The organism is Aestuariibacter sp. A3R04 (assembly GCF_018860805.1).
Taxonomy (GTDB): Bacteria; Pseudomonadota; Gammaproteobacteria; order Enterobacterales; family Alteromonadaceae; genus Alteromonas.
This window is the reverse complement of sequence record NZ_JAHKQR010000011.1, coordinates 45,077-67,364: the sequence shown is the minus strand read 5'-3', so window position 1 is coordinate 67,364 and position 22,288 is coordinate 45,077. Positions and strand designations below refer to the sequence as shown.

Below are 22,288 nucleotides of genomic sequence, written 5' to 3'. Positions count from 1 at the left end.
TCCCGTTGCCGCTGACACAAACGTTGAGGAAAGAAAATGGCGAAAATTGCTCGCATTGTTGGACGCGAAATCCTGGACTCCCGTGGTAACCCTACGGTGGAAGCGGACGTTTATCTCGATTCCGGTGCTATGGGCCGCGCAGCTGCTCCGTCTGGTGCATCTACCGGTTCTCGTGAAGCGCTGGAACTGCGCGACGGTGATAAAAGTCGCTACATGGGCAAAGGTGTAGAGAAAGCCGTTGCCGCTGTAAATGACGTTATCGCCCCTGCCCTGGCTGGTATGGATCCACTGGCGCAAGCCGACGTTGATAACAAAATGCTTGAATTAGATGGCACTGAGAACAAGGAAAAGCTGGGTGCAAACGCGATCTTAGCCGTGTCTCTTGCTGTAGCGAAAGCCGCCGCCATTGAGAAAGGCGTAGCACTTTACGAGCACATTGCAGACCTGAACGGCACATCTGGTCAGTACTCTATGCCTGTACCTATGATGAACATCATCAACGGTGGCGAACACGCTGACAACAACGTAGACATTCAGGAATTCATGGTTCAACCTGTCGGTGCCAAGAGTTTCAAAGAAGCCTTGCGCATGGGTGCGGAGATTTTCCACAACCTGAAAAAAGTACTATCTGCAAAAGGTCTGAACACTGCAGTGGGTGACGAAGGTGGCTTTGCACCTAACCTGAGCTCAAATGCAGAAGCGCTTGCAGTTATCGTTGAAGCCGTGGAAAAAGCCGGCTACAAGATGAACGAAGATATCACCCTGGCCCTTGATTGCGCTGCATCTGAGTTCTACAAAGACGGCCAGTACGTGCTGTCAGGTGAAGACAAATCTTTTGATTCAGAAGGCTTTGGCGACTACCTGGCAGAGCTGACCAACCAGTATCCTATTGTGTCTATTGAAGACGGCTTGGACGAAAGCGATTGGGATGGCTGGGAAATCCTGACCAGAAAGATTGGTGATAAAGTACAACTGGTTGGTGATGATCTGTTCGTCACAAACACTAAAATTCTGTCCCGCGGTATTGAGAATGGTATCGGCAATTCTATCCTGATCAAGTTCAACCAAATCGGTTCTTTGACAGAAACACTGAACGCGATCAAAATGGCCAAAGACGCTGGATTCACAGCGGTTATCTCTCACCGTTCTGGTGAAACAGAAGACGCGACCATTGCAGATCTAGCCGTTGGTACAGCTGCCGGCCAAATCAAAACTGGCTCACTGTGTCGTTCAGACCGTGTGGCTAAGTACAACCAGTTGCTGCGTATAGAGCAAGCGCTGGGCGACAAAGCAGTTTACCGCGGTCGAAGTGAAATCAAAGGTCAGTAATGATCCCTCAACGGGTAGCGCTGGCTACCCGTTGTTTTTAGTGCTACCTTACAGTTACCTCTAGTTATCGTTTGTCGTTATGTCGTCCCCACCAGAAGCCTCCTCCAGCCAAACTACTTTTTTTGCTGATTCAGGCACTGCTGACCACAGTCCCTCTTACACTGAAATCTGCAATGCCTTGTACGAACGAGAGTTGCATGTACTGTCTCACACAACGACAAAGCAAATTTCAGCACTCCAGTTACGCTTGCAGGCCCTACCGCATCGCGTGCAACGGGCGGCGCACTATTTAGCGCGAAACCCAACACCACTGCAGGTAGATAGCCACAATGGGTCATGGAGTTACAAACAGGCTTCCCAATGCCCGGCAAAAAAGTGGAACATCGACACCAACACCCAATGGTTCTCCCAACACGCGGGATACGGCCTCCCTGTGCCGGTGTATCTGGCCCACTTTGGCGAAGAGCACATAGAATTAGACTCCATTGACAAGGTACAGTTTGACAACGAAACACTGCACCTCAACAAATACGGCTGGTTCACTTTTGATGGTGTGAGCTTAAGCGCAGATGACAAAACCCAACTGACATTGATCAAACCGACCAAAGTCATCATGGCTGCGGCATGCTGCGGTCACCGCTGGAATCACAAGGGAAAATTATCACCGCGCTCCCTTACGTTGAGAGAATTATTGCTATCAACCACCATTAACTGGAAAAAGTTTGTCCTTCCTTCGGTTAAGTCCCAGTCTGCGTAGGATAAATATAACCATTTTTTATGCTTATCCTGGCAATGAGGGGTTGACCTGAGTGGCGTAGATGGTTACATTGTCACCTATCAACTGGACGGCAATAATTACGTTAAAATGATGCATAATTTGCTACTTACTTTTCTACTCCTCACGGCAGCAAGACTGCACGGGTAGATTGCATCCAGTTATAGGAATCTCCATAAACCCGTGCACTGCACGGGTTTTTTTTTAACTATACACCACGAGTACACTGCCATGACGAATCAGGTAAAAATCTTTGATACTACATTGCGCGACGGCGAGCAGGCACTGCCCGCCAGTTTAAGTGCCAAAGAGAAGCTACAGATCGCCCTGGCTCTCGAAAGGCTGGGCGTAGATATCATTGAAGCGGGTTTCCCAGTGTCTTCTCCTGGAGATTTTAAATCTGTTCAGATGATCGCAAAAGAAGTGAAAAATAGCGTGGTATGCGGTTTGTCCCGGGCTTTGCCAAACGATATTGATGCTTGCGGAAAAGCATTGAGCGTAGCGGAACAATTTCGTATTCACACCTTCATCGCCACCTCTGAAATCCACGTAGGCGCCAAGTTGAGGAAGTCTCAGGATGAAGTAGTTGATATGGCCGTTGCCGCGGTTAAACACGCCCGAAAATATACTAACGATGTGGAATTTTCCTGTGAAGATGCCGGGCGTACTCACATCGATTACCTGTGTAGAATGGTAGAAGCCGCAATCAATGCCGGAGCTACAACAGTAAACATTCCAGACACGGTGGGATACACAACCCCGACGGAATTCGGCAGCATTATTGGCAATCTGTTTAACCGGGTACCCAATATCGACAAAGCCACCATTTCTGTGCACTGTCACAACGATCTGGGCTTGGCTGTGGCCAACTCCCTGGCTGCCGTGGAGCAAGGAGCCAGACAGGTAGAGTGCACGATCAACGGTATTGGCGAACGGGCAGGCAATTGTTCACTGGAAGAAATCGCGATGATTTTGCAAACGCGCGAAGCTATGCTGGGGATGCAAACCAACATCAACTCCAGTGAAATTTTTCGCACGTCTAAGTTGGTTAGCCAGTTATGTAATATGCCGGTTCAATCAAACAAAGCCATCGTCGGAGCGAATGCATTTAGCCATTCATCCGGCATTCACCAAGATGGCGTATTAAAGGCGCAAAATACTTACGAAATTATGACCCCGGAAAGTGTCGGCATAAACAAAAACAACCTGAATCTTACTTCACGCTCTGGGCGCCATGTAATAAAACACCGGTTAACCGAACTGGGTTACAAGCCAGAGGATTATGATTTAGAAGCGGTATACAGCGCTTTCTTGGCCTTGGCTGACAAAAAAGGCCAGGTGTATGATTACGACCTGGAAGCGCTGTTGTTTTTTGACCAGCAAAAACACGAAGAAGCCTACTATCAGCTGGCCTATTTACAGGCTAATTCGGGCCGCGAAATTATTCCCAGTGCAACCGTTAAGCTGAAAGTTGGCGAGGATATCGTTACCCAAACCGCTATTGGGAATGGCCCGGTAGATGCGGCATTTAACGCTATCATTTCCATTCTGGGTCACCAAGACTTAGACGTTGTAGACTTCAAACTCGATTCAAAGGGCGAAGGCGCTGATGCTCTAGCCCAGGTTGGCGTAATCGCCGAATACAAAGGCCGCCGCTTCCACGGTATTGGCCTGGCCACAGATATCGTAGAAGCAGGTGTTAAAGCCCTGATTTTCGTACTTAACAATACCCATGTTGCTGACCAAATCGATCAGCAAAAGAATCAACAAGAACGCGTAGCAGGAGTGTAAATGAGCGAATTCAATATTGCCGTACTGGCCGGGGACGGCATAGGTCCGGAAGTCATGCAGGAAGCCAACAAAGTACTGGATGCCATTGAAAGCAAATTTAGTGTGACATTCAACCGTACAGCGTATCCTGTAGGGGGCTATGCCATTGATACTGAAGGTGAAGCCCTGCCGCCAAAAACACTCAAAGGATGTGAAGCCTCAGATGCCATTTTGTTCGGCTCAATCGGCGGCCCGAAGTGGGATGCACTACCTCTTGAAAAGCGTCCAGAGCGAGCTGCTCTGCTTACACTGCGCAGTCACTTTGACTTATTTAGCAACCTCAGACCTGCTAAAATTTATCCTGGCCTTGAGGGGCTTTCTCCCCTTCGCGCTGACATTGCAGCAAGCGGCGTGGATGTACTCGTTGTTCGCGAGCTAACGAGTGGTATTTACTTCGGTCAGCCGAAAGGTCGCGACGGCAACGGTGAACAAGAGTACGCCTTTGACACCATGCGCTATTCTAAACGGGAAATTCGGCGCATTGCCATTTCTGCTTTTGAGGCTGCTCAAAAACGCCGTGGCAAAGTCACCTCTGTGGACAAAGCCAACGTACTTGTCTGCAGCCGGTTGTGGCGGGAAGTCACTGAAGAAGTAGCGAAAGACTATCCCGACGTGGAACTGGAACACATCTACATCGACAATGCCACCATGCAGGTGATGAAGAATCCTGCACAATTTGATGTGATGCTTTGCTCTAATCTGTTCGGCGACATCATTTCCGACGAATGTGCCATGATGACCGGCTCTATGGGCCTGCTAGCATCAGCGAGCATGAACGAAGATGGCTTCGGCCTGTATGAACCTGCCGGCGGTTCAGCCCCGGATATCGCCGGGCAAGGTATCGCAAACCCCATTGCCCAGATATTGTCTGCAGCAATGATGCTGCGCTTTAGCCTTAATTTACAGGATGCCGCTGACGCCATTGAAAGCGCCGTGATAGCCACACTGGAAGCCGGCGTATTAACAGGGGAACTGCTACCTGAGGACAAACGCGGCGACGCATCCACCACCTCTCAGGTTGGCGACGAAATAGTTAAACAAATTATGAATCAGGAGTAAAAAAATCCCATGGCCAAGACCTTATACGACAAAGTCTGGGAGGCACATATTGTCGATCAGATTGGTGATGACAGCTTATTGTATATCGATCGGCACCTGATCCACGAAGTCACATCACCACAAGCTTTTGCTGGTCTAAAGGATAAACACCGCAAGGTGCGTCGTCCTGACCGCACGTTTGGCACGATGGATCACAGTATTTCTACACGCTCTCTGGCCATTGATGCTTGTGGCCCTGCCAATGCGTTGCAACTCCAAACTCTTGCAACAAACTGTGAAGAAAACGGCATCACGCTGTATCCCGTGGGCCACCAAAAACAAGGTATCGTTCACGTCATGGGCCCGGAGCTCGGCCTTATTCAACCGGGTATGACTGTGGTGTGCGGAGATTCCCACACCGCTACTCATGGCGCTTTCGGCGCCCTCGCCTTTGGAATTGGCACATCACAGGTAGAACACGTTCTGGCAACCCAAACGTTAAAACAGAGTAAAGCCAAAAGCATGCTTATTAACGTAAATGGCTCATTGCCTGTGGGTATTACTGCGAAAGACATTATTCTGGCCATCATTGGCAAAATTGGACACGCAGGCGCAACCGGTTATGTCATTGAGTATGCTGGCGAAGCTATTCGCGCATTGTCAATGGAAGAGCGTATGACCATCTGCAACATGAGTATTGAAGCAGGTGCAAAAGCCGGGATGGTAGCGCCGGATGAAACCACTTTTGCCTACCTTAAAGGCCGCGAATACACCCCTTCCGAGCACTGGAATGATGCAGTAGCCTACTGGAAAACGCTGTACAGTGACGACGGAGCAAACTTCGACACTGTAGTAGAATTAGAAGCTGCAGATATTGCGCCACAGGTGACCTGGGGTACGAATCCCGGACAGGTAATTGGTGTCGATGTACCCGTGCCGTCTCCGGATGATTTCAGCGATACTGTTGAAAAAGAAAGTGCAGTCAAAGCACTGGCTTACATGGGGTTAAAATCAGGTGAAAAACTCAGTGATCTCCCCGTCAGTCACGTGTTTATCGGATCCTGTACAAACGGGCGTATTGAAGATTTACGTGCGGCAGCGTTTATTGCCAAACAAGGCAAGGTATCCGGTGATGTTACCGCTATAGTGGTGCCAGGCTCAGGCCAGGTAAAACGTCAGGCAGAAGAAGAAGGCCTGGATAAAATCTTTACTGATGCTGGGTTTGAATGGCGTTTACCTGGTTGCTCAATGTGCCTTGGCATGAATGATGACATTCTGCAAGCTGGTGACCGTTGTGCATCAACCAGTAACAGAAACTTCGAAGGCCGCCAAGGTCGCGGTGCCCGCACGCACTTAGTAAGCCCGGCTATGGCTGCAGCAGCGGCGATAACTGGCCGTTTCGCCGATGTGAGAGAATTTCAGGAGTAAGTCATGAGTCAAGGTTTTACGGTACACACTGGTCGAGCCTGTCCATTGGATCAAGCCAACGTAGACACTGATCAAATAATCCCAAAGCAGTTTTTAACCGGTGTAACTCGCGCCGGCTACGGCAAACACTTGTTCCACGATTGGCGATATCTGGATCTGCACGAAAAAGAACCCAACCCGGAATTTGTGATGAACAAACCCGAGCACCAGGGTGCTTCCATTCTGCTCTCCAGAGAAAATTTTGGATGTGGTTCAAGCCGTGAACACGCCCCATGGGCACTGGCAGACTATGGATTTGATGTAGTTATTGCCACGTCTTTTGCGGATATCTTTTACGGCAATTGCATAAATAACCAACTCGTTCCCGTTGCACTGAGCAGTGCCCAAATGGATACGCTGTTTGCCTTAGTAAAAGCCACACCATCACTGGATATCGTGGTTGATTTGCCCGCGCAAACTGTTAGCGCGGGAAATGAAGTGTTTCACTTTGATATTCTGGCACATCACAAAAACAACCTTATCAAGGGGCTCGACGCCATAGGTCAGACTTTAGAGCTCAACCAGGCCATTGAAGGCTACGAGAGTCAACAGCCGGCCTGGCTGTAATCCAATCCTTTGATTCATTTGACAAAAAAGGCGATGTGTAACATCGCCTTTTTTATGAATATCTACCAGTCAGTAAGCGCTGCCATGGAAAAATTCTTGCCTTCAAAATTCAAAATAACCCGCTGCGCTTCAATTTTGACAATCTGTACCTCGTCGTTTATCCAGTCTCCCTCACTAAGCTGAACACCATTTACCCGCACCCAACGATCAGACGGTCTGCTTGCATACATATGCGCATTGAATGCCATGCTTGGCAGACGGGTAAGCATGCGCACGGGAAGTTGATCGACTCTGGGTAAATCATCCCTCACCACTACCTGAGGCTTAGGTTGAAATTCAGTTGCCTTGTTATCAAGTTCTTCGAGAGCCTGATTAAAACGCGCTAGCAGTTCCGGCGATACATCGCCCTTGTTTTGGGGTGGCGCGTTAATGATCTCACCTTCCGGTTCTTCAACACTGTCCAGTCCCGGTGGGCGACTGTTTATCTCCTCCTGGGGTTTTGACGTTTCCCGAGACTCAGCGACAAGGCCTTGTTCGACAGTGTTTGGCGTATCTTCAGAAGCTGAATTTACCGGTGCTTGAGGGGGGGGATCCTTTAACGATGACGCCTGTCGTGCCACCGCCTCTTGTGACGAAACCGTATCAACCTTGTCAGTGACTGGTTTAGGATTTTCCCCAACAGTGTTGTCGGCAGATCGTTCTGCAACAGTAATGGAAACCTGCCCCAAAGACTGCCACCAGTGCGGAAAGCTACCAACCCCAAAGCCAAGGGCCAGGCCAAATAAAACTACGGTGGCAAAAGACATGCCCTGTTTCGCGTACACTTTCCACATAGAAGGCAAGCCCTGCACGGTAGGCAAAAACAGACTACGATTAAACTGGTCTGATATATTGCGATCCAATGACGCAGCAGTCGTATCTCTTTCCCCTCGGATCAAGGCCTGAGTTTCAGTGCGGTGGTGTTTTTGAGTATCGATTTCTACAGTTTGAGCATGATCAACTTCAATTTCCAACACACCCATTTCTGCCAACCCCTGAACCATAGCCTCGCTGGTAACCAACCCGGATTTGCGAATTTTTACTGGACCGTTTTGCTTGGTAATTTTCACGATCACCATACCGGGTTTTAGATCGGTAATATCTATCTTGTCAGACATAAAGTCTCCCTAGCCCAAACCCCACCAGTAATGCCACTACAAAGGCCGCCACCATATACCATTTTTTCTGGTGCTGTATGCGCTGAGCGACCACATCCTCACCGAGTATTTGTTCTGCCGCTGCCAGGAAAATAGGTTTTTTCACCACCGCATGTTGCTTGGTAAACGAAAGGGTTAGTGCTCTGTCGCACAACAAATTAATAACCCTGGGAATCCCTCCGGTTATTTGGTGTATCGCTTTTAAAGCAGACTGACTGAAAATACTAGTATCGCCGTTGGCAACACTCAGCCGGTGTGCCACATAGGCAGACACTTCGGGCACGGTAAGGGGCAACAGGTGATAGCGCGCAGTGATACGCTGAGCCAATTGTCGCAATTCGTTGCGTTTGAGAAGTTGCTGGAGTTCCGGTTGCCCAATGAGAACAACTTTGAGGAGTTTCTCACGGTTAGTCTCTAAGTTTGTCAGCAAGCGAAGCTGTTCTAGTACTTCGGGCATAAGGTGCTGCGCTTCATCAATCATCAGCACCGTGTTGGTACCTTTTTGATGATTGTCTGCGAGCTTGGCCAGAATTTTGTCCGTAAAGTACTTGAGGCTTGCCTTATCTTCTTCGTAGGCAATGCCGAGTTCATCACAGACAGTGGCAAGCAACTCCAGCGCAGATAACGTTGGATTTAAAATCATGGCCACCTGCGTGTTGTCAGGTAGCTGCTGAAGCAGCTTTCTCGACACAGTGGTTTTTCCCGTTCCCACTTCACCGGTAAGCATGACAAAGCCGCCACTCTCTTGCAGACCAAACGTCAAATGAGCCAGTGCCTCTTTATGCCTCGGGCTCATGTACAGATAGTCGGGATTTGGCGCTATGGAAAACGGATTGTCGGTCAATCCAAAATAGTTCAGATACATGCAGTTTAATTGTTAGCGATTCACCGCGACTAAACTACCCACCCCTACCAAAGAAGTCAAAATGTAAGCGATGGTTACACCAAAAAAATCTAATTTAAGGCATAATGAGGACAAAGACTTAAGCAACGAATTCTATGAAAGTATATCTTGTTGGGGGCGCTGTTCGCGATGCCTTGCTGCATCGCCCGGTTACTGAACGCGATTGGGTGGTAGTGGGCACTACACCCGAAGCTATGCGCGAGAAAGGCTACACCCAGGTTGGTAAGGATTTTCCGGTTTTTTTACACCCTAAAACCAAAGAAGAATACGCCCTTGCCAGAACCGAGCGCAAAGCCGGGCAAGGCTATACTGGTTTCGAATGTTATGCCGCACCGGATGTTTCACTGGAAGACGACCTCATCAGGCGAGATCTGACCATTAACGCCATAGCACAGGCAAAAGACGGCTCCCTCACAGACCCTTTTAACGGATTACAAGATCTTAAAGCGCGCACGCTCAGGCATATATCTCCCGCTTTTTCTGAAGATCCTTTACGGGTTTTTCGGGTTGCCCGTTTCGCGGCGCGCTACGCCGATCTCGGTTTCACCATCGCCCCTGAAACCCTGTCACTCATGCGCGCCATGGCCGACAGTGGCGAGCTCAGGTGTTTATCGGCGGAGCGAGTATGGAAAGAAACGGAAAAATGTCTGAGTGAGGGGCGGCCGGGGGTCTTTTTTCGCACTTTAGCTGAGACCAACGCACTTGGAGACTGGTTTTCCGAATGGTTGCCACATACCGATGCTTTGATCGCTCTCATGGAACAGGGAACGTCAGCACAGGCGGCCCCGGAAGAAATATGGGCACTACTTGGCATCGTTCTTACTGACGTAAACATCATCGACTTGTGTACGAGATTGAAGTGTGCGAACAAGTATTCCGATTTAGCTGTCCTATGTGCCCGCTATCACGGGGCGTTGCGTTATACAGCAGCTCCCACATCTTTGCTGCCGGTGCTAAAGCGTTGCGATGCCTGGCGCAAACCAGAGCGCTTCGAACAACTGCTTACCGTTGTTGGTATTGCCGCTGACACCCAGGAGCAGCAACAATTTAACCAAGTAGTGTTGCGGGCGGTGGACGACGCGCGCAAGGTAAATGCTCAGGCGTTTGTGGAGCGGGGCTTACGCGGGCCAGAGGTGGGGAAAGCCGTCGATGCAGCGAGAGATTCTATAATCAGGCAGCAAATCTCTTACTGATTGCCTCGTACTGATACCCAAGGAGCATGTTGCGATGATATACTTGCCCTTTGTGTTGATTACTGTGATTTACCATGACGTTTGAAGAATTAGAGCTTGATGACAGCCTTTGTCAGGCTGTGACAGATATGGGCTATAGTAAACCCACGTCTATTCAGTCTCTTGTTATCCCCCCGGCGATGGATGGAAAGGATATCCTGGCCTCTGCGCCTACCGGCACGGGCAAAACAGCCGCGTTTTTACTGCCTGCCTGCCAGTATCTTTTGGACTTTCCCCGTCAGGAGCCCGGCGCAACGCGCGTTCTCATTCTTACTCCTACCCGTGAACTTGCCCTGCAAGTACATGAACAGGCCCGGGCAATTACTCGACATACAGAACTGGTATGTGGCGTTATTACCGGTGGAATAAATTACGGCACCGATAGAGAAACTTTAAGTCAGAATCTAGACATTTTAGTAGCCACACCAGGGCGACTTTTCGAACATATCGAAAAAGAATCTGCCGATTGCCGGGATATCGAATGCCTTATCCTCGATGAAGCAGACCGGATGCTCGACATGGGTTTCGGCGGCATTGTTGGTCAGATTGCTGCAGAAGCGCGGTGGAGAAAACAAAACATGTTGTTTTCTGCCACGCTGGAAGGCGTTGGTGTGAGAAATTTCGCCCGCGACCTGTTGCAAGACCCCGAAGTTGTCGAAGCCAACCCGTCCCGCAAGGAAAAAGCCAAAACACACCAGTGGTACCACCTCGCTGATGACATGGCGCACAAAGAAGCCATGTTGATTCACATCCTGAAAAACGACATTACCAACGCAGTGGTGTTTGTGAAAACCCGCGAGCGGTTACAGGCGCTAAAAGACAAATTACTCTCTGAGCACGTTGACGTTTGCTGGCTTCAGGGTGAGATGCCTCAAGACAAGCGAAACTCCGCTTTGGCGCGCTTTAAATCCGGAGAGGTTCCTGTGTTACTGGCCACTGACGTTGCGGCCAGGGGCATTGATGTTCCCAACGTGAGCCACGTTATCAACTTCGACATGCCCCGCAAAGCCGACATTTACGTACACCGTATTGGCCGCACCGGCCGTGCGGGCGCAAAAGGAACGGCAATATCCCTGGTTGAGGCTCACGATTTTGACGTGCTGGGCAAAGTAGAGCGTTATACAGGCGAGCCTCTAAAGGCTCGTTATATCAAGGGGTTACGACCGCAGCACAAAGCACCATCAACGACAGCTAAAAAGAAAAAAAAGTCTGCAACCACAAAGAAGAAAAGTAAGAAAACACGCTAAGGAATGTTTATGACCTTTCCCGAAAAAATCGTACTCGCTTCAGGTAACGCAGGCAAAGTAAAAGAATTTACCCGGTTGTTTTCAGAACGCAATGTTACCGTTATTCCTCAAAAAGAACTCGGGGTGACAGAGGTGCCGGAAACCGGCACAACGTTTGTTGAAAATGCTATCATCAAAGCCCGTCATGCCGCCCGGGAAACCGGCTTGCCTGCCATTGCTGACGATTCTGGCCTGGTGGTGAATGCATTGGGCGGCGCGCCAGGGATATACTCAGCCCGCTACGCGGGTGAAGATGCGCTCGATACAGACAATGTTCAAAAGCTACTCACGACGCTGTCAAACAATCAGGATCGCCGTGCCCATTTCTTCTGTATGTTGGTGTTTATGCGCCATAAGGACGACCCGGTTCCGCTTATCAGCGAAGGCTACTGGCATGGAACCATTGCCCACGAGGTTTCCGGTACTGGCGGTTTCGGGTATGATCCTGTTTTTCACGTGCCGTCCCACCATTGCACTGCTGCAGAGCTCGACAGACAGGTGAAAAACGCCATTAGTCACCGGGGTCAGGCCATGACCTTTTTGCTGGAAAAAATGAGACAGACCTTTGCGTAATCCGCCTTTGGGACTATACATCCACATTCCCTGGTGTGTGCAGAAATGTCCATACTGTGACTTTAACTCTCACGGTTTGAAATCCGAACTGCCAGAACAAGAATATACGTCCCATCTTCTGGATGACTTACGCCAGGATGCCGCCTTGGTCAACGGACGGGAAATAACAACAATCTTTATTGGTGGTGGTACACCAAGCTTGTTTTCAGCCAGTGGAATCGGGAACCTGTTAAAAGGCGTAAAACAGATTGTTAATGTAGCGAAAAACGCTGAAATTACGCTCGAAGCCAACCCAGGTACCGTAGAAGCCAATCGTTTTGACGGTTATGCAGAAGCCGGTGTGAATCGCATTTCTATGGGCATTCAGAGTTTTCAGGACACCCACTTACAGGCCTTGGGACGCATTCACGACTCTCAACAGGCCCAGTACGCCATCGCGCTTGCCAATGCAGCTCCCCTCAACAGCTTCAATATAGATTTAATGCACGGGTTACCCGCCCAGACGCTTGCCAACGCCCTGGAGGATTTACAAACCGGGCTCGCCCATAACCCAGCACACCTATCGTGGTATCAACTCACTATTGAACCTAATACGCCATTTTATTCCCGCCCGCCAGAACTGCCGGACGACGACATTCTTTGGGATATTCAGGCTAAGGGACACGCCTTACTGGAACAAGCGGGATACCGGCAGTATGAAGTATCCGGCTATAGCAAGCCTGGCTTTGAATGCCAACACAACTTGAATTACTGGCGATTTGGAGACTATTTGGGCATTGGTTGTGGTGCTCACGGCAAAATAACTCAAGTTCAAGACAATACCGTTACCCGTACAGTGAAAGTCAAACACCCTCGAGGTTATATGGATATAGCCCGCCCCTACCTCGATACCAGCACCCTAGTTGCAGAAGATGATCTGGCGTTTGAGTTTTTTATGAATAGATTTCGACTGGTGGAACCATGTCCGAAACACACCTTCGAGGACTATACAGGTACAATCCTCACCAATGCACAGCGTGAAGAACTGGCAAAGGCCGTAAACACCGGCTTGTTAACCGAGGACGAAAAAAACTGGCAGGTTACCAACACAGGCCGACGCTATCTGAATACCTTGCTCTCGGCTTTTGTATAGACGCAATCGGAAGCAGGGCAACTAGTACGAAATGATAACATCGTAAGGTTGGAATGTCGGTACGTCTTTGCGCAACTTTTCTTCCAGCATGTCGAGTTTATGTAACTTGTTGCAAAACCATTGTGCTTTGCTGTTCAATGATGCGGGACCATTGTCGAAGTCGAGGTGTTCACCTACGGCTTCCAGTTGCCTGGTAATCTCTTCCAGGCGTTCATCACTGATTTCCACTTTATTTTCATCCATACCGGCAATGGCCGATAAGATGCCACCTACAGACATGGAAATCGCCTCCTCGAGTTCTGCTTCTATTTCACTGTCGACAAAATCGTCAACACTTTCCAGCGAACCCGGACCAATAAAGTAGTGGTTGCTGGCGTGTCGGAACTTGTCTTTAACTCTGTTGCGCACCCGTTGCATGGCGGTTTGTAACTTTTCATAGCTCTCGTGATCGGCACCCACTAACCCCTGATAGACACTATCCACGGTGTCGGTAGCTAACTCTACACCTTCAGTGGCAAGAATTATCATCTTGGGAACCACGTAATGCAGTCCCTTCGCGTAATCTCGCAGCCAGCGGCGTTGCTGTACGGTAAGCTCTTGCCAGCGCCCTTTAATGAACAACTGATCTCGTTGATTGATCTGCACCACAGTGCGACTCTTATCCATAATGCGCAATTGGTTGTCGTTCACTGCAATGCCATATGCAAAATCGATATCACAGGATGAACCTGCTAATACCGATGCAGGCACGAGTAACAGTGCCACCAGGCAGGCGCGAATGAAGGAGGGCGTTATTTTCGTATTCATAATTGTGATTGTGTACGCGCAGCCCGGAAATAAAAAGCCGTGATGGGTTCAACATGCTAAAATTCAGGTTGAATAATCACGGCTTGGCAGACCTGTCTAAAGAGGAATCGCCTGCTAATCCCCTTGGGTGCGGACTAGCCTGACATAGACAAACCGGTCTTTTTCTTTTATTGAATGGCTGGCATTAAAAAACGCCACCACCCATGCCCGAAGCGGATCTTCTAATGACGGCGTAGAGGTCCAAAAGTCATCCGGTGGCGTATTGGGAAAAATCGTGTCGTTAATGGCCGGCCTTACACATTGCCTTTCTGTGATACTTGCCAGTTCCTTGATGTTAGGCAAGCGCCAGCCTAACAACACAGTGCTGTCTTCTTCCTGTGCTTTTAGCAACGCCTCTTGCCAATTGTATTTTACAGCCGTACCACTGCAGCTTGTACCGTCCCATGTTTGTCCCAGCGCACAACGCTGCCACACGAGATCGGTTGCGACGTGCAATACTGAACCATCGCCCTGATCAACAAATTCACTGTCCGCCGCCGTTTCAATTCCCTCGGATATACAGGTTTGTGCCAACGCAGAAAACGACACTAACATTGTGAATAAAGCCATATACCTCTTCATGAGTTATCTCCCCGCTCTAACCAGTCGGATACGCGCGGCGCTGGACTTATTGAGAAAATTATCCAGGCCAGAAGCAAAATCCATCGCCCAGGCATTTTGTGCTGCATCGCCCGACACACCGTCTGCACTGGGGATCCGCGTCCAATACCACAAACGTTTATCCAAATTATTTACTGAACCGGCATGGGGAAAATACTCTTCATCAAGCATCACACCGCTAGCCAGACCGAAGTGTAGCAACGACATTAGTTCTTCGTGCGTTGGAACACGCCAGTCGTAAAAACCACACAACCCCGCGCTATTCACAGCTGACACGTAGGCTTCCGTATTACAATTGGTTAGGGTACAAACGGCATCAGCGCCGTTCAACGTGCCCGCGAAGCCTCCATTTTCATCGGTGAAGTACCACGAATAAGTATTCTCACCATCCAGTAAACCACCATCATCGGTTTTCTTTTCCCACACCAATCCGGTAATGTTATCTCTAACGCATGACCACGCTTGTGAAGTATCGTCCTCTTCATCACCGTTACTGTTCAGTTTGGTAAAATCAAAACCGGCTTTGCCTCGACCCGCTTTTTCAAATAAACCTGCAGCGTTCACCGTATCACTCCCACGCTGGCCATCCTGACCTGGAAAGTCATTTTGCTGAGTATTAGCATAGGCATTGTTACTGGCCTGTACGGTTACGCCAGTATCATTCATCAAGGGGATGGGAAACGGACGCACCTTCACCTCAATGTCATCAGATACCAAATGACCAAAACTATCAGTCACATCCAGTGTGTATGTAATTGTTGTTTCCTCAGTCACTGCCGGCGCAATCGCGTAAGTTGACAGGTCTGATGCATTGATAATGGTGCCGGATGTCAACGCCGTGCCGTCCCACCTTGTATTGAGCGGTAAGCCGGCATTGACGGTAGTTTCTGCCAGGCCGTTCAATACAATGCGCTCACCGCTGAACACGGCCTGATTAACCCCGGCATTTGCTTTGGGCTCAGTTTCGCTTTCCGATAACACAAAGAGGGTTACCAACTCTGTATCAGTAGCACCTTCTCCGTCGGTAACAGTCAGAGTCAGGGTAATGGACTGACCATCGGCCTCCACTGGCATTACCACTGACAGACTGGCGGCATTTGTCACTACGTTATTTAGTACACTATCGCCAGAAGTTTGCTGCCACTCCCAGCTGCGAATAGGATTGTCGCTATCTGCAGCGTCTGCATCAGTACTGCTGCTGCCTGATAAAACCAGGGTACTGCCTGCCGAAAAAGTGTTGTCTGGCTGGCCACTCTCCTGCTCAAAGGTAATAACAGCATCTGGAGCCACATTAATAGGTTTCACCACCACATTGACGGTGTCTGTATCGCTGCTACCAGACGAGTTGGTAGCGGTAAGAGTTAGTACAAAAGTTGTGTCAGTGGTTACCGAAGGTGCCGCAAATATGGCATCCGCCAGCGCAGTATCAGTATGAGTAATGGTTGCCTGCGGTGATGAAGACCACTGCCATACCACAGTTTCAGCCTGGCCGCTTGCCTGACCGGAAATGGACACTTCGGTGTTTTCAACCGTTTGAATATCAGCACCAGCATTGACAAAGATAGCATTAGTGTTGTCGCTATTACCGTCATCACTTCCGCCACCACACCCCGTGAGAAAAAGGGCTAACAAACAAGATATCAATAGGTTTTTTGCTAACCTAAATATAAAAAAATGGCGCATCACAATCAGTCACCTCAAGGATAATAAGACTTATGCCGCTTATGTGTCCCTCATTCACCTGTCCAGTTGTGACTGGTTTTCTTCACTGCTCACCTGCATGGCTTCCAACTGTTTTTTGCCTGAAGCAATGTCTGTCATGTCGTAAACCATCAGGCTAATATGGTCCGTTTTGCCTGTTGCCGATGTGAGTGGAGCCAAGGTGATGTTCTGGTACATATAGGGCTCATTTCCAGTAATCGGCCGATAGTTGTGAAACTTGAACAAATGTGGTCGCTGTTCCCAGGTCATAAATGCGCGAGTTTGCAACTCGAAAACCGGTTTAGCTTTTTGCGCAAACCACGGTTCACTAATGTGAGGAAATACACTGAAAAGTGTTTTATCGCGAACATGGCTTGGCAATAGACCACTGTGGCATTCCATGAAGCCATTCCACATTTTAATCTTGAACGTTCTGTCGAGTACTACAATGCCCACATCCACGCATTGCAACATGTCCATCATCCAGTGGAATGATTGCATCTGCTCCAGTTCACTGTCGTTCATCAAATATCCTCCAGCAAATGGGCCAGTTTTGCATTCATTGTCTGCATGGAATCCTCGGTGAACAAAATAATGAGATCACAGCGCACGTTATACCCCTCAAGACCATAACTGAGCTCGATAGCCAGCGTGCGCTTCCACTTCATTTTGCTGGTTTGAATTATATCGGTAATGGCCCGGTGCTGCCCCAGTACCAACGGTTGACCCTGCGCAAAAGTCACGTCCATTTGTTGCGCCAAACCAGTTAAGCAAGTGCCAATCAAAATACTTGCCGCATCCATGAGCAGTTCCAGTTGCAGCTGGTCGTCAACATCTTCCTTCACATTGAGAATTTTAGCGACATCTTCGAAGCTCGAATCGCTAAGGATACACATAACCTCTCCGCGGATCCCGGACCCGATAAAGCCCTGGCAAATCGCGGTAACCTGTTCCTGGCTTTCGATATCGGATAGCATCATATGCATCTCAGATGCTTCGATAAGGTTGACGTTGGGAATGGGAAGATGAACAAATACACCCATTGTTCTTGCCAGGTGGTCACCTGCCCGACCCATGGCAATGTTAGTAATTTCCTGATAGCAATCGCGGATGTCCGGTTCTAATTCAGCTGCATCTTCCGCTTCTTCGGGACCTGACATCAATCTGTGTTTTAACAAAACCTTTTCAAGTGTCGTCGGGTCCACCGGTTTGCGAATGAATTCCAGCGCACCAAGACGGGTCACCCGGTCATGGGCTTCGGGTTGGATATCACCGGAAATCACCACCACCTTGGTATGCAGATTATTGTCGAGAATAGCCTGGAGGGTTTGGTAACCATCCATAACCGGCATATTTAAGTCGAGCAAAAGCAACTGCCCCTTTCCTTGCTTCAGCGCGGTAATGGCTTCCTCACCGTTTTTGGCAAAGTGAATAGCTACGTCCCAATCAGGAGGTAGACATTTGGCCACTTGTTTCCTTGCAACTAGCGAATCATCGCACACCAACACTGAAACCATATAAAGAAAACCTTAACTAAAATCCCTACTACATTTGTAGCATGAATAAATCATTTTTCCATTCGTCATTGGTGTAAAAAGGTGGATTAAATCGCGTTTTTGAATTTATCTTCACAATCAGGCGAACAGCAGTGGAAGTAAAAGCGCAGTCAGAACTCCATTCATACACAAGCCCAGCGTGGCCAGGGCACCAACCCGCTCACCCATTTGCAACGCCTTGGCAGTGCCCACGGCGTGACACACCGTGCCCAAGGCCACCCCCTGAGCCTGGGGTAAGGTAACGTTAAGCAAGGCATACAGACAGGGGGCCACTATTGCACCAACGATTCCAGTAGCGATGACAAAAACCGCAGCCAATGCTGGAACTCCCTGAATTTTAGCGCTGGTATCCATGGCCAGCGGCGTGGTAATGGATTTAGTCAACATTGTCATTTGAAGTGCGGTGGGCGTATCGAACATAAATAACACTCCCCACGCGGAAATCGGAGCAATAATCCCCGCCAATACCACCGTCAACACCAAACGCCAGCCCAATTCCCGAATTTTTCGCCATTGAGTATACATTGGCAAAGCCAGCGCAACGGTAGCCGGTCCAAGAAGCCAGTGAATCAGACCCACTTGCTGTTGATATTCTTCTACTTTGTGATTCGACATCAGCAGACACAAGCCCACCAGTAGTGTTGTAACTAATACGGGGTTTGCCAGCGGGTTGCCTCTACTCACCTTTTGACTTGCAATTGACAGCGAAAATGCCACTAAGGTAATTCCTGTCCACACGACGCCATCTAATGTTGCGACGCCGGTCAATAATTTTGCAGAACTCATCCACCAGTCAGCGAACGCTTCGCTCAGTGTCATTCGCCATCTCCCTTCGGTAACGGTTTCAGCACGCGCTGCGCCAACCAGCCTACCGCGCCCAGACTCACGATAGTGGTTCCTACAATGGCAATGGTTATGGCCAAGAGGTTTTCATCAATATGTTGCCAATACACAGCCACGCCAAGTACCGCAGGTATAAATAACACCGACATGTATTTTAACAAAGGGGCTCCACCGGCGTGGAGCGCGGGAGAGGGGCGTTTCTGAATAAACTGAAACGCCAGCAATAGCAGTAAACCTACCAGTGTACCGGGCAGAGGCAACATGAATACTCTGACGGCAATTTCACCGGCTAAATAGAACAAAAAAATAAGGCTAAAACCCAGGCACCGTTGTGCAATAGACGGCATAAAACGCACGCAATAAAAGACAAAACCACAGTGTATCTGAGTGCTGATTTACGTCAAACCGACATTGGTCTTACAACCATCTGTCCAATTGCTTCGGATCCATTAAATAGCGACGACTTACTTTCAGTCTCACGCCGTCCTGCAAAATTAAATACACCACCCGCTGTGCGGGCTTCTCTGCTCGCTGTATCGCGTCGCAATTGACAATAGTAGAACGGCTAATACGAATAAACTGCGGGCCAAGTTTGCGTTGCATATCACATAGCGTGCATCTTACCACGTGATTATCGTCGTAGCAGTGTACAACCAGATAGTCGCCAGCCGCGTCAATCCATCGTACGTCCTTTTGATCGAGATAAAGCCACTCACAGGCCGATCGCAATGCCAGCTTACCGTTGCCGCCGAACCGCTTGTTAATGCGATTTAAGCGCGCCATTAATGCTGCCCTTGAAATCCCCGACTGGAGAGACAAATCACGACAGACTCTCTCGTATATTCGACGTTGCTGACTTTTGTGAATTTCCCTTAAACGGCGGGCAAGACAAGCATTCAGTTTATCCAGGGAGACAGGATAATGAATAAAGCCTGCCGCCCGCGCAGAAAAGGCATGCAACGCTTCCGCGTTGGTTTTTCCTACCACCAATACAGAATTCGGCTGCCAAGCAGTGCGCTGGAAATGCTCAAAACAGCAGATGGTAATAACCCCGTCATTTGTAGACTGTATTGCAAGGCATTGGTCGTTATCGTTTACAATACAAACGCGCTGTACAAGAGGCGACGCTGATAAAGCCGCTGCCAAACTGTTCCGAAGGGCAGGTGACCCCACCCTAAGTAATACAGAAACAGCTTCCGGCGGCACACTATACACCGTTTCACAAGATGTGGACTTTACCGGCATCACGCGCATTGTATTTATCTACGAGCAGTCATCGTGCGTTCTGACAGACGTAAGCGGCGTGCCAGTAAATCGCCGGATTGTGTAGCATCGTGGCGATCAGCAAAGGTGAGCATATCGTCACCATTGCAACGCAGCCCTTCTTGCAGGGCTTTGACACGAATTTTACTGTCACGGATGGCGAAGCGCAGTTTAGTCGTATTATCATCTCGGATGGCTTCGCATATTTTTACCAGCTCATCTGTTTTATGAGTGGGGTAAGACTCAGCAGATACAGAGACTGAGAATAATACAGCCATCAATGATCCTGCCATCAAGACAGGTAAATGGCGGCCAAAACGAATATCAGTATTAATTGCATGTGAAGTAGTCATGACAAATCTCCTTTTGTGAGAAACCTGACAACGAAAACGTCACCAGGGACACTCATAAAGTAGAGAAAAGTGATTAAAAGGTTTGTATATTCTCGTTGAGTTACCGTCTTTTGAGATTTTGCGATAAACGGCTCAAATCTGCTGACAGCTTGCCCGCCGTGACGGTCAGTTATCGCCAGCGTTTAACATTCTGTAACAACTCGGCAACAGAGAAACAATAAGAACCCGAGCAAACTACATCGATGTGAACGCCGCAGAGACCACTCCCATCGATTTGTGTCGTTATTCAATATTCACACCACACAATGTGCAGCTAAAAGGACATGAGAAGGAAATTCGACGTTATAACTCTGTACCTGCGAAGAGGTGGGGACAGTGACTAGCCGAAGGTGAGAAAGCCACTTTACAAACGATATCGCTAAAAGGCGCTATCCAGATGCACTTTGATAAACATGGACGAATCGGCCTTGCTATAGTCGATTTTGTATTCTTTTCCGTTGATGGTCTGTATAAACACCAGAGTTTTTTCGTCACCGAAAATGTCACTGCTAGTGATATCTACCATTTCCATATCCATCATTTTAGCTTCCCGCTTATTATCGGGAGTCTTACCTTCGTATCGCTTGATGCCCTTGTACGTCACAAGTACCGGGGGGTTGTCATCGCCATTGATGATCAGTAAATCCCATTTTCTGACTTTGTGAATTATCGTATTTCGGCCGCTTACCAGAAAGGGTTTTTCGGTCATTCTTTTTCTCCGCGCTGGCTGCCTAGTCTGTATTTTAGGAAAAGATAGCAAAGAATCTATAGTTGTGCACTATACCAAAGGTGTAAATAGTGCTTTTTCATTTAGTTACGTTAATACCGTTAGGATTTTAGGTATACCTTTTCCGGTGCATCCCACCGTAACCATTCTCTGCCGGTAAGATTTTTCATTACTTTTTCACAACTTTCATGGTGAATTTTGGCCATATTACACTCAGCGACATCGTTTAAATTAACCCTGAACAAGATCTGCTGCAAACTGGCCAACAGATTTAATTGAGAAACGTTTTGTGCCATGGGCAAACTTATCGTTACCCGATTGGGCTGATGACACACAGTGGGTTTGCTGTCGCTGGTTTCGCCGTCACACCCACCACTGGCCAATAAAAAAGACCAAATGGTTGAGGGTTCGCGGTAGTTTTGTAATTCTAAGCGAAAAAAGTTATGCCCTTCACGGGTAGACTGAAACATAGCAGGTTTATTTAACGGAGGTATCTGCTCTGCCTGTGGAATGTGGTTGTCGTCGAAGTCCAATCCCAGGGTTAGCCGCAGCGCGGTAGCACGTTTTAACAGCGCATCGTTAGCATCTACACGAATATGAGTATTGTTGAGAGTGTCATCACATGCGTGATGAAATTGCAAAAGAGCAACATCTTTTGATTGCCATCGATTCTCAATAAAGTTCAATGGCACCCAGCGGCCTTCAACTTTAATTTCAGGCTCGCTGAGGTACATGGCCAGATAATTTACCTTCCACAACGCCTTATTTACCACAACATCAAAGGCACACTTTTCACCGAGAGACAAATCGGTGAAAGTAACAGGTATATCCCCAGGTGCAGATGGTTTGCCAGTGAAATATTCACACCCTGAGCAAAGTACACACAACACACATACGCCAATCCATCGAAAAAACATAAGTACGAAAACCTGTGAAGTAAAAAGAACACTATTAGCACTGGCCAAGGGGTCCTACCCTTCACCAACATAACATGCATCTCGCTATAGTGT

General features: G+C 48.6%; 23 protein-coding genes. 10 read left to right on the top strand and 13 right to left on the bottom strand.

The annotated features are described in order from the left end of the window. Positions 1–36: 36 nt before the first annotated feature. The 6 genes from eno to leuD all read left to right on the top strand — a co-directional run bounded on the left by eno (position 37) and on the right by leuD (position 7,006). Positions 37–1,329 carry a phosphopyruvate hydratase gene (gene eno / locus KO518_RS09635; RefSeq protein ID WP_216025645.1) on the top strand — a complete coding sequence of 431 codons (1,293 nt, stop codon included), beginning with the start codon at positions 37–39 and terminating at the stop codon, positions 1,327–1,329. Between the two features lie 79 nt (positions 1,330–1,408). Then, a complete protein-coding gene (locus KO518_RS09630) occupies positions 1,409–2,086 on the top strand; it encodes a hypothetical protein (protein ID WP_216025644.1) in 678 nt (225 codons plus the stop codon). Positions 2,087–2,335: 249 nt separating this feature from the next. Then, the gene (gene leuA / locus KO518_RS09625; RefSeq protein WP_216025643.1) at positions 2,336–3,895 is read left to right on the top strand and encodes a 2-isopropylmalate synthase; all 1,560 of its coding nucleotides are present in this window, start codon (positions 2,336–2,338) and stop codon (positions 3,893–3,895) included. Next, entirely contained in the window at positions 3,896–4,993 is a 1,098-nt protein-coding gene (gene leuB, locus KO518_RS09620; RefSeq protein ID WP_216025642.1) for a 3-isopropylmalate dehydrogenase, read from the top strand. A 9-nt stretch (positions 4,994–5,002) separates the two neighbouring features. After that, positions 5,003–6,400 carry a 3-isopropylmalate dehydratase large subunit gene (gene leuC, locus KO518_RS09615; protein WP_216025641.1) on the top strand — a complete coding sequence of 466 codons (1,398 nt, stop codon included), beginning with the start codon at positions 5,003–5,005 and terminating at the stop codon, positions 6,398–6,400. Between the two features lie 3 nt (positions 6,401–6,403). After that, positions 6,404–7,006: a 3-isopropylmalate dehydratase small subunit gene (gene leuD / locus KO518_RS09610; protein WP_216025640.1), complete on the top strand. Its 603-nt coding sequence runs from the start codon at positions 6,404–6,406 to the stop codon at positions 7,004–7,006. Positions 7,007–7,068: 62 nt separating this feature from the next. Here leuD and KO518_RS09605 read toward each other — a convergent pair whose 3' ends face one another. Together KO518_RS09605 and KO518_RS09600 are read right to left on the bottom strand one after the other, a co-directional pair. Beyond that, positions 7,069–8,163 (bottom strand): general secretion pathway protein GspB, encoded by a 1,095-nt coding sequence (locus KO518_RS09605; RefSeq protein WP_216025639.1) that lies wholly within the window; start codon positions 8,161–8,163, stop codon positions 7,069–7,071. Further along, a complete protein-coding gene (locus KO518_RS09600; RefSeq protein WP_216025638.1) occupies positions 8,156–9,067 on the bottom strand; it encodes an ExeA family protein in 912 nt (303 codons plus the stop codon). The genes KO518_RS09605 and KO518_RS09600 overlap by 8 nt, the downstream gene beginning before the upstream one ends. 134 nt (positions 9,068–9,201) lie before the next feature. Here KO518_RS09600 and KO518_RS09595 point away from each other — a divergent pair, with 134 nt between their 5' ends. From KO518_RS09595 to hemW, 4 genes are all read left to right on the top strand, one after another. Continuing rightward, positions 9,202–10,299: a CCA tRNA nucleotidyltransferase gene (locus tag KO518_RS09595; RefSeq protein WP_216025637.1), complete on the top strand. Its 1,098-nt coding sequence runs from the start codon at positions 9,202–9,204 to the stop codon at positions 10,297–10,299. Between the two features lie 74 nt (positions 10,300–10,373). After that, entirely contained in the window at positions 10,374–11,585 is a 1,212-nt protein-coding gene (gene srmB, locus KO518_RS09590; RefSeq protein ID WP_216025636.1) for an ATP-dependent RNA helicase SrmB, read from the top strand. A gap of 9 nt (positions 11,586–11,594) precedes the next feature. Beyond that, a complete protein-coding gene (gene rdgB / locus KO518_RS09585; RefSeq protein WP_216025635.1) occupies positions 11,595–12,197 on the top strand; it encodes an RdgB/HAM1 family non-canonical purine NTP pyrophosphatase in 603 nt (200 codons plus the stop codon). Next, on the top strand, positions 12,190–13,329 hold the full coding sequence (gene hemW / locus KO518_RS09580) for a radical SAM family heme chaperone HemW (protein WP_216025634.1): 1,140 nt from the start codon (positions 12,190–12,192) through the stop codon (positions 13,327–13,329). The genes rdgB and hemW overlap by 8 nt, the downstream gene beginning before the upstream one ends. 21 nt (positions 13,330–13,350) lie before the next feature. Here hemW and KO518_RS09575 read toward each other — a convergent pair whose 3' ends face one another. The 11 genes from KO518_RS09575 to KO518_RS09525 form a co-directional block, all read right to left on the bottom strand. Beyond that, a complete protein-coding gene (locus KO518_RS09575) occupies positions 13,351–14,136 on the bottom strand; it encodes a DUF2884 family protein (protein ID WP_216025633.1) in 786 nt (261 codons plus the stop codon). Positions 14,137–14,250: 114 nt separating this feature from the next. Next, entirely contained in the window at positions 14,251–14,757 is a 507-nt protein-coding gene (locus KO518_RS09570) for a DUF1566 domain-containing protein (protein ID WP_216025632.1), read from the bottom strand. A gap of 3 nt (positions 14,758–14,760) precedes the next feature. Then, complete coding sequence (locus tag KO518_RS09565) at positions 14,761–16,428, bottom strand: DUF1566 domain-containing protein (RefSeq protein ID WP_252736086.1); 1,668 nt, start codon at positions 16,426–16,428, stop codon at positions 14,761–14,763. Between the two features lie 105 nt (positions 16,429–16,533). Beyond that, positions 16,534–17,022, bottom strand: a complete 489-nt coding sequence (locus KO518_RS09560; protein ID WP_216025631.1) for a PAS domain-containing protein — start codon at positions 17,020–17,022, stop codon at positions 16,534–16,536. Continuing rightward, positions 17,022–18,014, bottom strand: coding sequence for a response regulator (locus KO518_RS09555; protein WP_216025630.1), 993 nt, complete (start codon positions 18,012–18,014; stop codon positions 17,022–17,024). The genes KO518_RS09560 and KO518_RS09555 overlap by 1 nt, the downstream gene beginning before the upstream one ends. A 117-nt stretch (positions 18,015–18,131) precedes the next feature. Beyond that, entirely contained in the window at positions 18,132–18,872 is a 741-nt protein-coding gene (locus tag KO518_RS09550; protein ID WP_252736085.1) for an LrgB family protein, read from the bottom strand. Continuing rightward, complete coding sequence (locus tag KO518_RS09545; protein ID WP_216025629.1) at positions 18,869–19,243, bottom strand: CidA/LrgA family protein; 375 nt, start codon at positions 19,241–19,243, stop codon at positions 18,869–18,871. Before KO518_RS09545 ends, KO518_RS09550 begins: the two co-directional genes overlap by 4 nt. Before the next feature lie 70 nt (positions 19,244–19,313). Next, a complete protein-coding gene (locus KO518_RS20245) occupies positions 19,314–20,102 on the bottom strand; it encodes a LytTR family DNA-binding domain-containing protein (protein ID WP_216025628.1) in 789 nt (262 codons plus the stop codon). A 53-nt stretch (positions 20,103–20,155) separates the two neighbouring features. Beyond that, positions 20,156–20,512 (bottom strand): DUF3718 domain-containing protein, encoded by a 357-nt coding sequence (locus KO518_RS09535; RefSeq protein WP_216025627.1) that lies wholly within the window; start codon positions 20,510–20,512, stop codon positions 20,156–20,158. Positions 20,513–20,930: 418 nt separating this feature from the next. Then, positions 20,931–21,260: a hypothetical protein gene (locus KO518_RS09530; protein WP_216025626.1), complete on the bottom strand. Its 330-nt coding sequence runs from the start codon at positions 21,258–21,260 to the stop codon at positions 20,931–20,933. A gap of 119 nt (positions 21,261–21,379) precedes the next feature. After that, positions 21,380–22,195, bottom strand: a complete 816-nt coding sequence (locus tag KO518_RS09525) for an MbnP family protein (RefSeq protein WP_216025625.1) — start codon at positions 22,193–22,195, stop codon at positions 21,380–21,382. Positions 22,196–22,288 lie beyond the last annotated feature (93 nt).

Excerpts from the sequence above, each read along its gene's own strand:
- eno (WP_216025645.1), top strand. The coding sequence starts at position 37 with ATGGCGAAAATTGCTCGCATTGTTGGACGCGAAATCCTGGACTCCCGT.
- KO518_RS09630 (WP_216025644.1), top strand. The coding sequence starts at position 1,409 with ATGTCGTCCCCACCAGAAGCCTCCTCCAGCCAAACTACTTTTTTTGCT.
- leuA (WP_216025643.1), top strand. The coding sequence starts at position 2,336 with ATGACGAATCAGGTAAAAATCTTTGATACTACATTGCGCGACGGCGAG.
- leuB (WP_216025642.1), top strand. The coding sequence starts at position 3,896 with ATGAGCGAATTCAATATTGCCGTACTGGCCGGGGACGGCATAGGTCCG.
- leuC (WP_216025641.1), top strand. The coding sequence starts at position 5,003 with ATGGCCAAGACCTTATACGACAAAGTCTGGGAGGCACATATTGTCGAT.
- leuD (WP_216025640.1), top strand. The coding sequence starts at position 6,404 with ATGAGTCAAGGTTTTACGGTACACACTGGTCGAGCCTGTCCATTGGAT.
- KO518_RS09605 (WP_216025639.1), bottom strand. The coding sequence starts at position 8,163 with ATGTCTGACAAGATAGATATTACCGATCTAAAACCCGGTATGGTGATC.
- KO518_RS09600 (WP_216025638.1), bottom strand. The coding sequence starts at position 9,067 with ATGTATCTGAACTATTTTGGATTGACCGACAATCCGTTTTCCATAGCG.
- KO518_RS09595 (WP_216025637.1), top strand. The coding sequence starts at position 9,202 with ATGAAAGTATATCTTGTTGGGGGCGCTGTTCGCGATGCCTTGCTGCAT.
- srmB (WP_216025636.1), top strand. The coding sequence starts at position 10,374 with ATGACGTTTGAAGAATTAGAGCTTGATGACAGCCTTTGTCAGGCTGTG.
- rdgB (WP_216025635.1), top strand. The coding sequence starts at position 11,595 with ATGACCTTTCCCGAAAAAATCGTACTCGCTTCAGGTAACGCAGGCAAA.
- KO518_RS09575 (WP_216025633.1), bottom strand. The coding sequence starts at position 14,136 with ATGAATACGAAAATAACGCCCTCCTTCATTCGCGCCTGCCTGGTGGCA.
- KO518_RS09570 (WP_216025632.1), bottom strand. The coding sequence starts at position 14,757 with ATGAAGAGGTATATGGCTTTATTCACAATGTTAGTGTCGTTTTCTGCG.
- KO518_RS09560 (WP_216025631.1), bottom strand. The coding sequence starts at position 17,022 with ATGAACGACAGTGAACTGGAGCAGATGCAATCATTCCACTGGATGATG.
- KO518_RS09555 (WP_216025630.1), bottom strand. The coding sequence starts at position 18,014 with ATGGTTTCAGTGTTGGTGTGCGATGATTCGCTAGTTGCAAGGAAACAA.
- KO518_RS09550 (WP_252736085.1), bottom strand. The coding sequence starts at position 18,872 with ATGACACTGAGCGAAGCGTTCGCTGACTGGTGGATGAGTTCTGCAAAA.
- KO518_RS09545 (WP_216025629.1), bottom strand. The coding sequence starts at position 19,243 with ATGCCGTCTATTGCACAACGGTGCCTGGGTTTTAGCCTTATTTTTTTG.
- KO518_RS09535 (WP_216025627.1), bottom strand. The coding sequence starts at position 20,512 with ATGACTACTTCACATGCAATTAATACTGATATTCGTTTTGGCCGCCAT.
- KO518_RS09530 (WP_216025626.1), bottom strand. The coding sequence starts at position 21,260 with ATGACCGAAAAACCCTTTCTGGTAAGCGGCCGAAATACGATAATTCAC.
- KO518_RS09525 (WP_216025625.1), bottom strand. The coding sequence starts at position 22,195 with ATGTTTTTTCGATGGATTGGCGTATGTGTGTTGTGTGTACTTTGCTCA.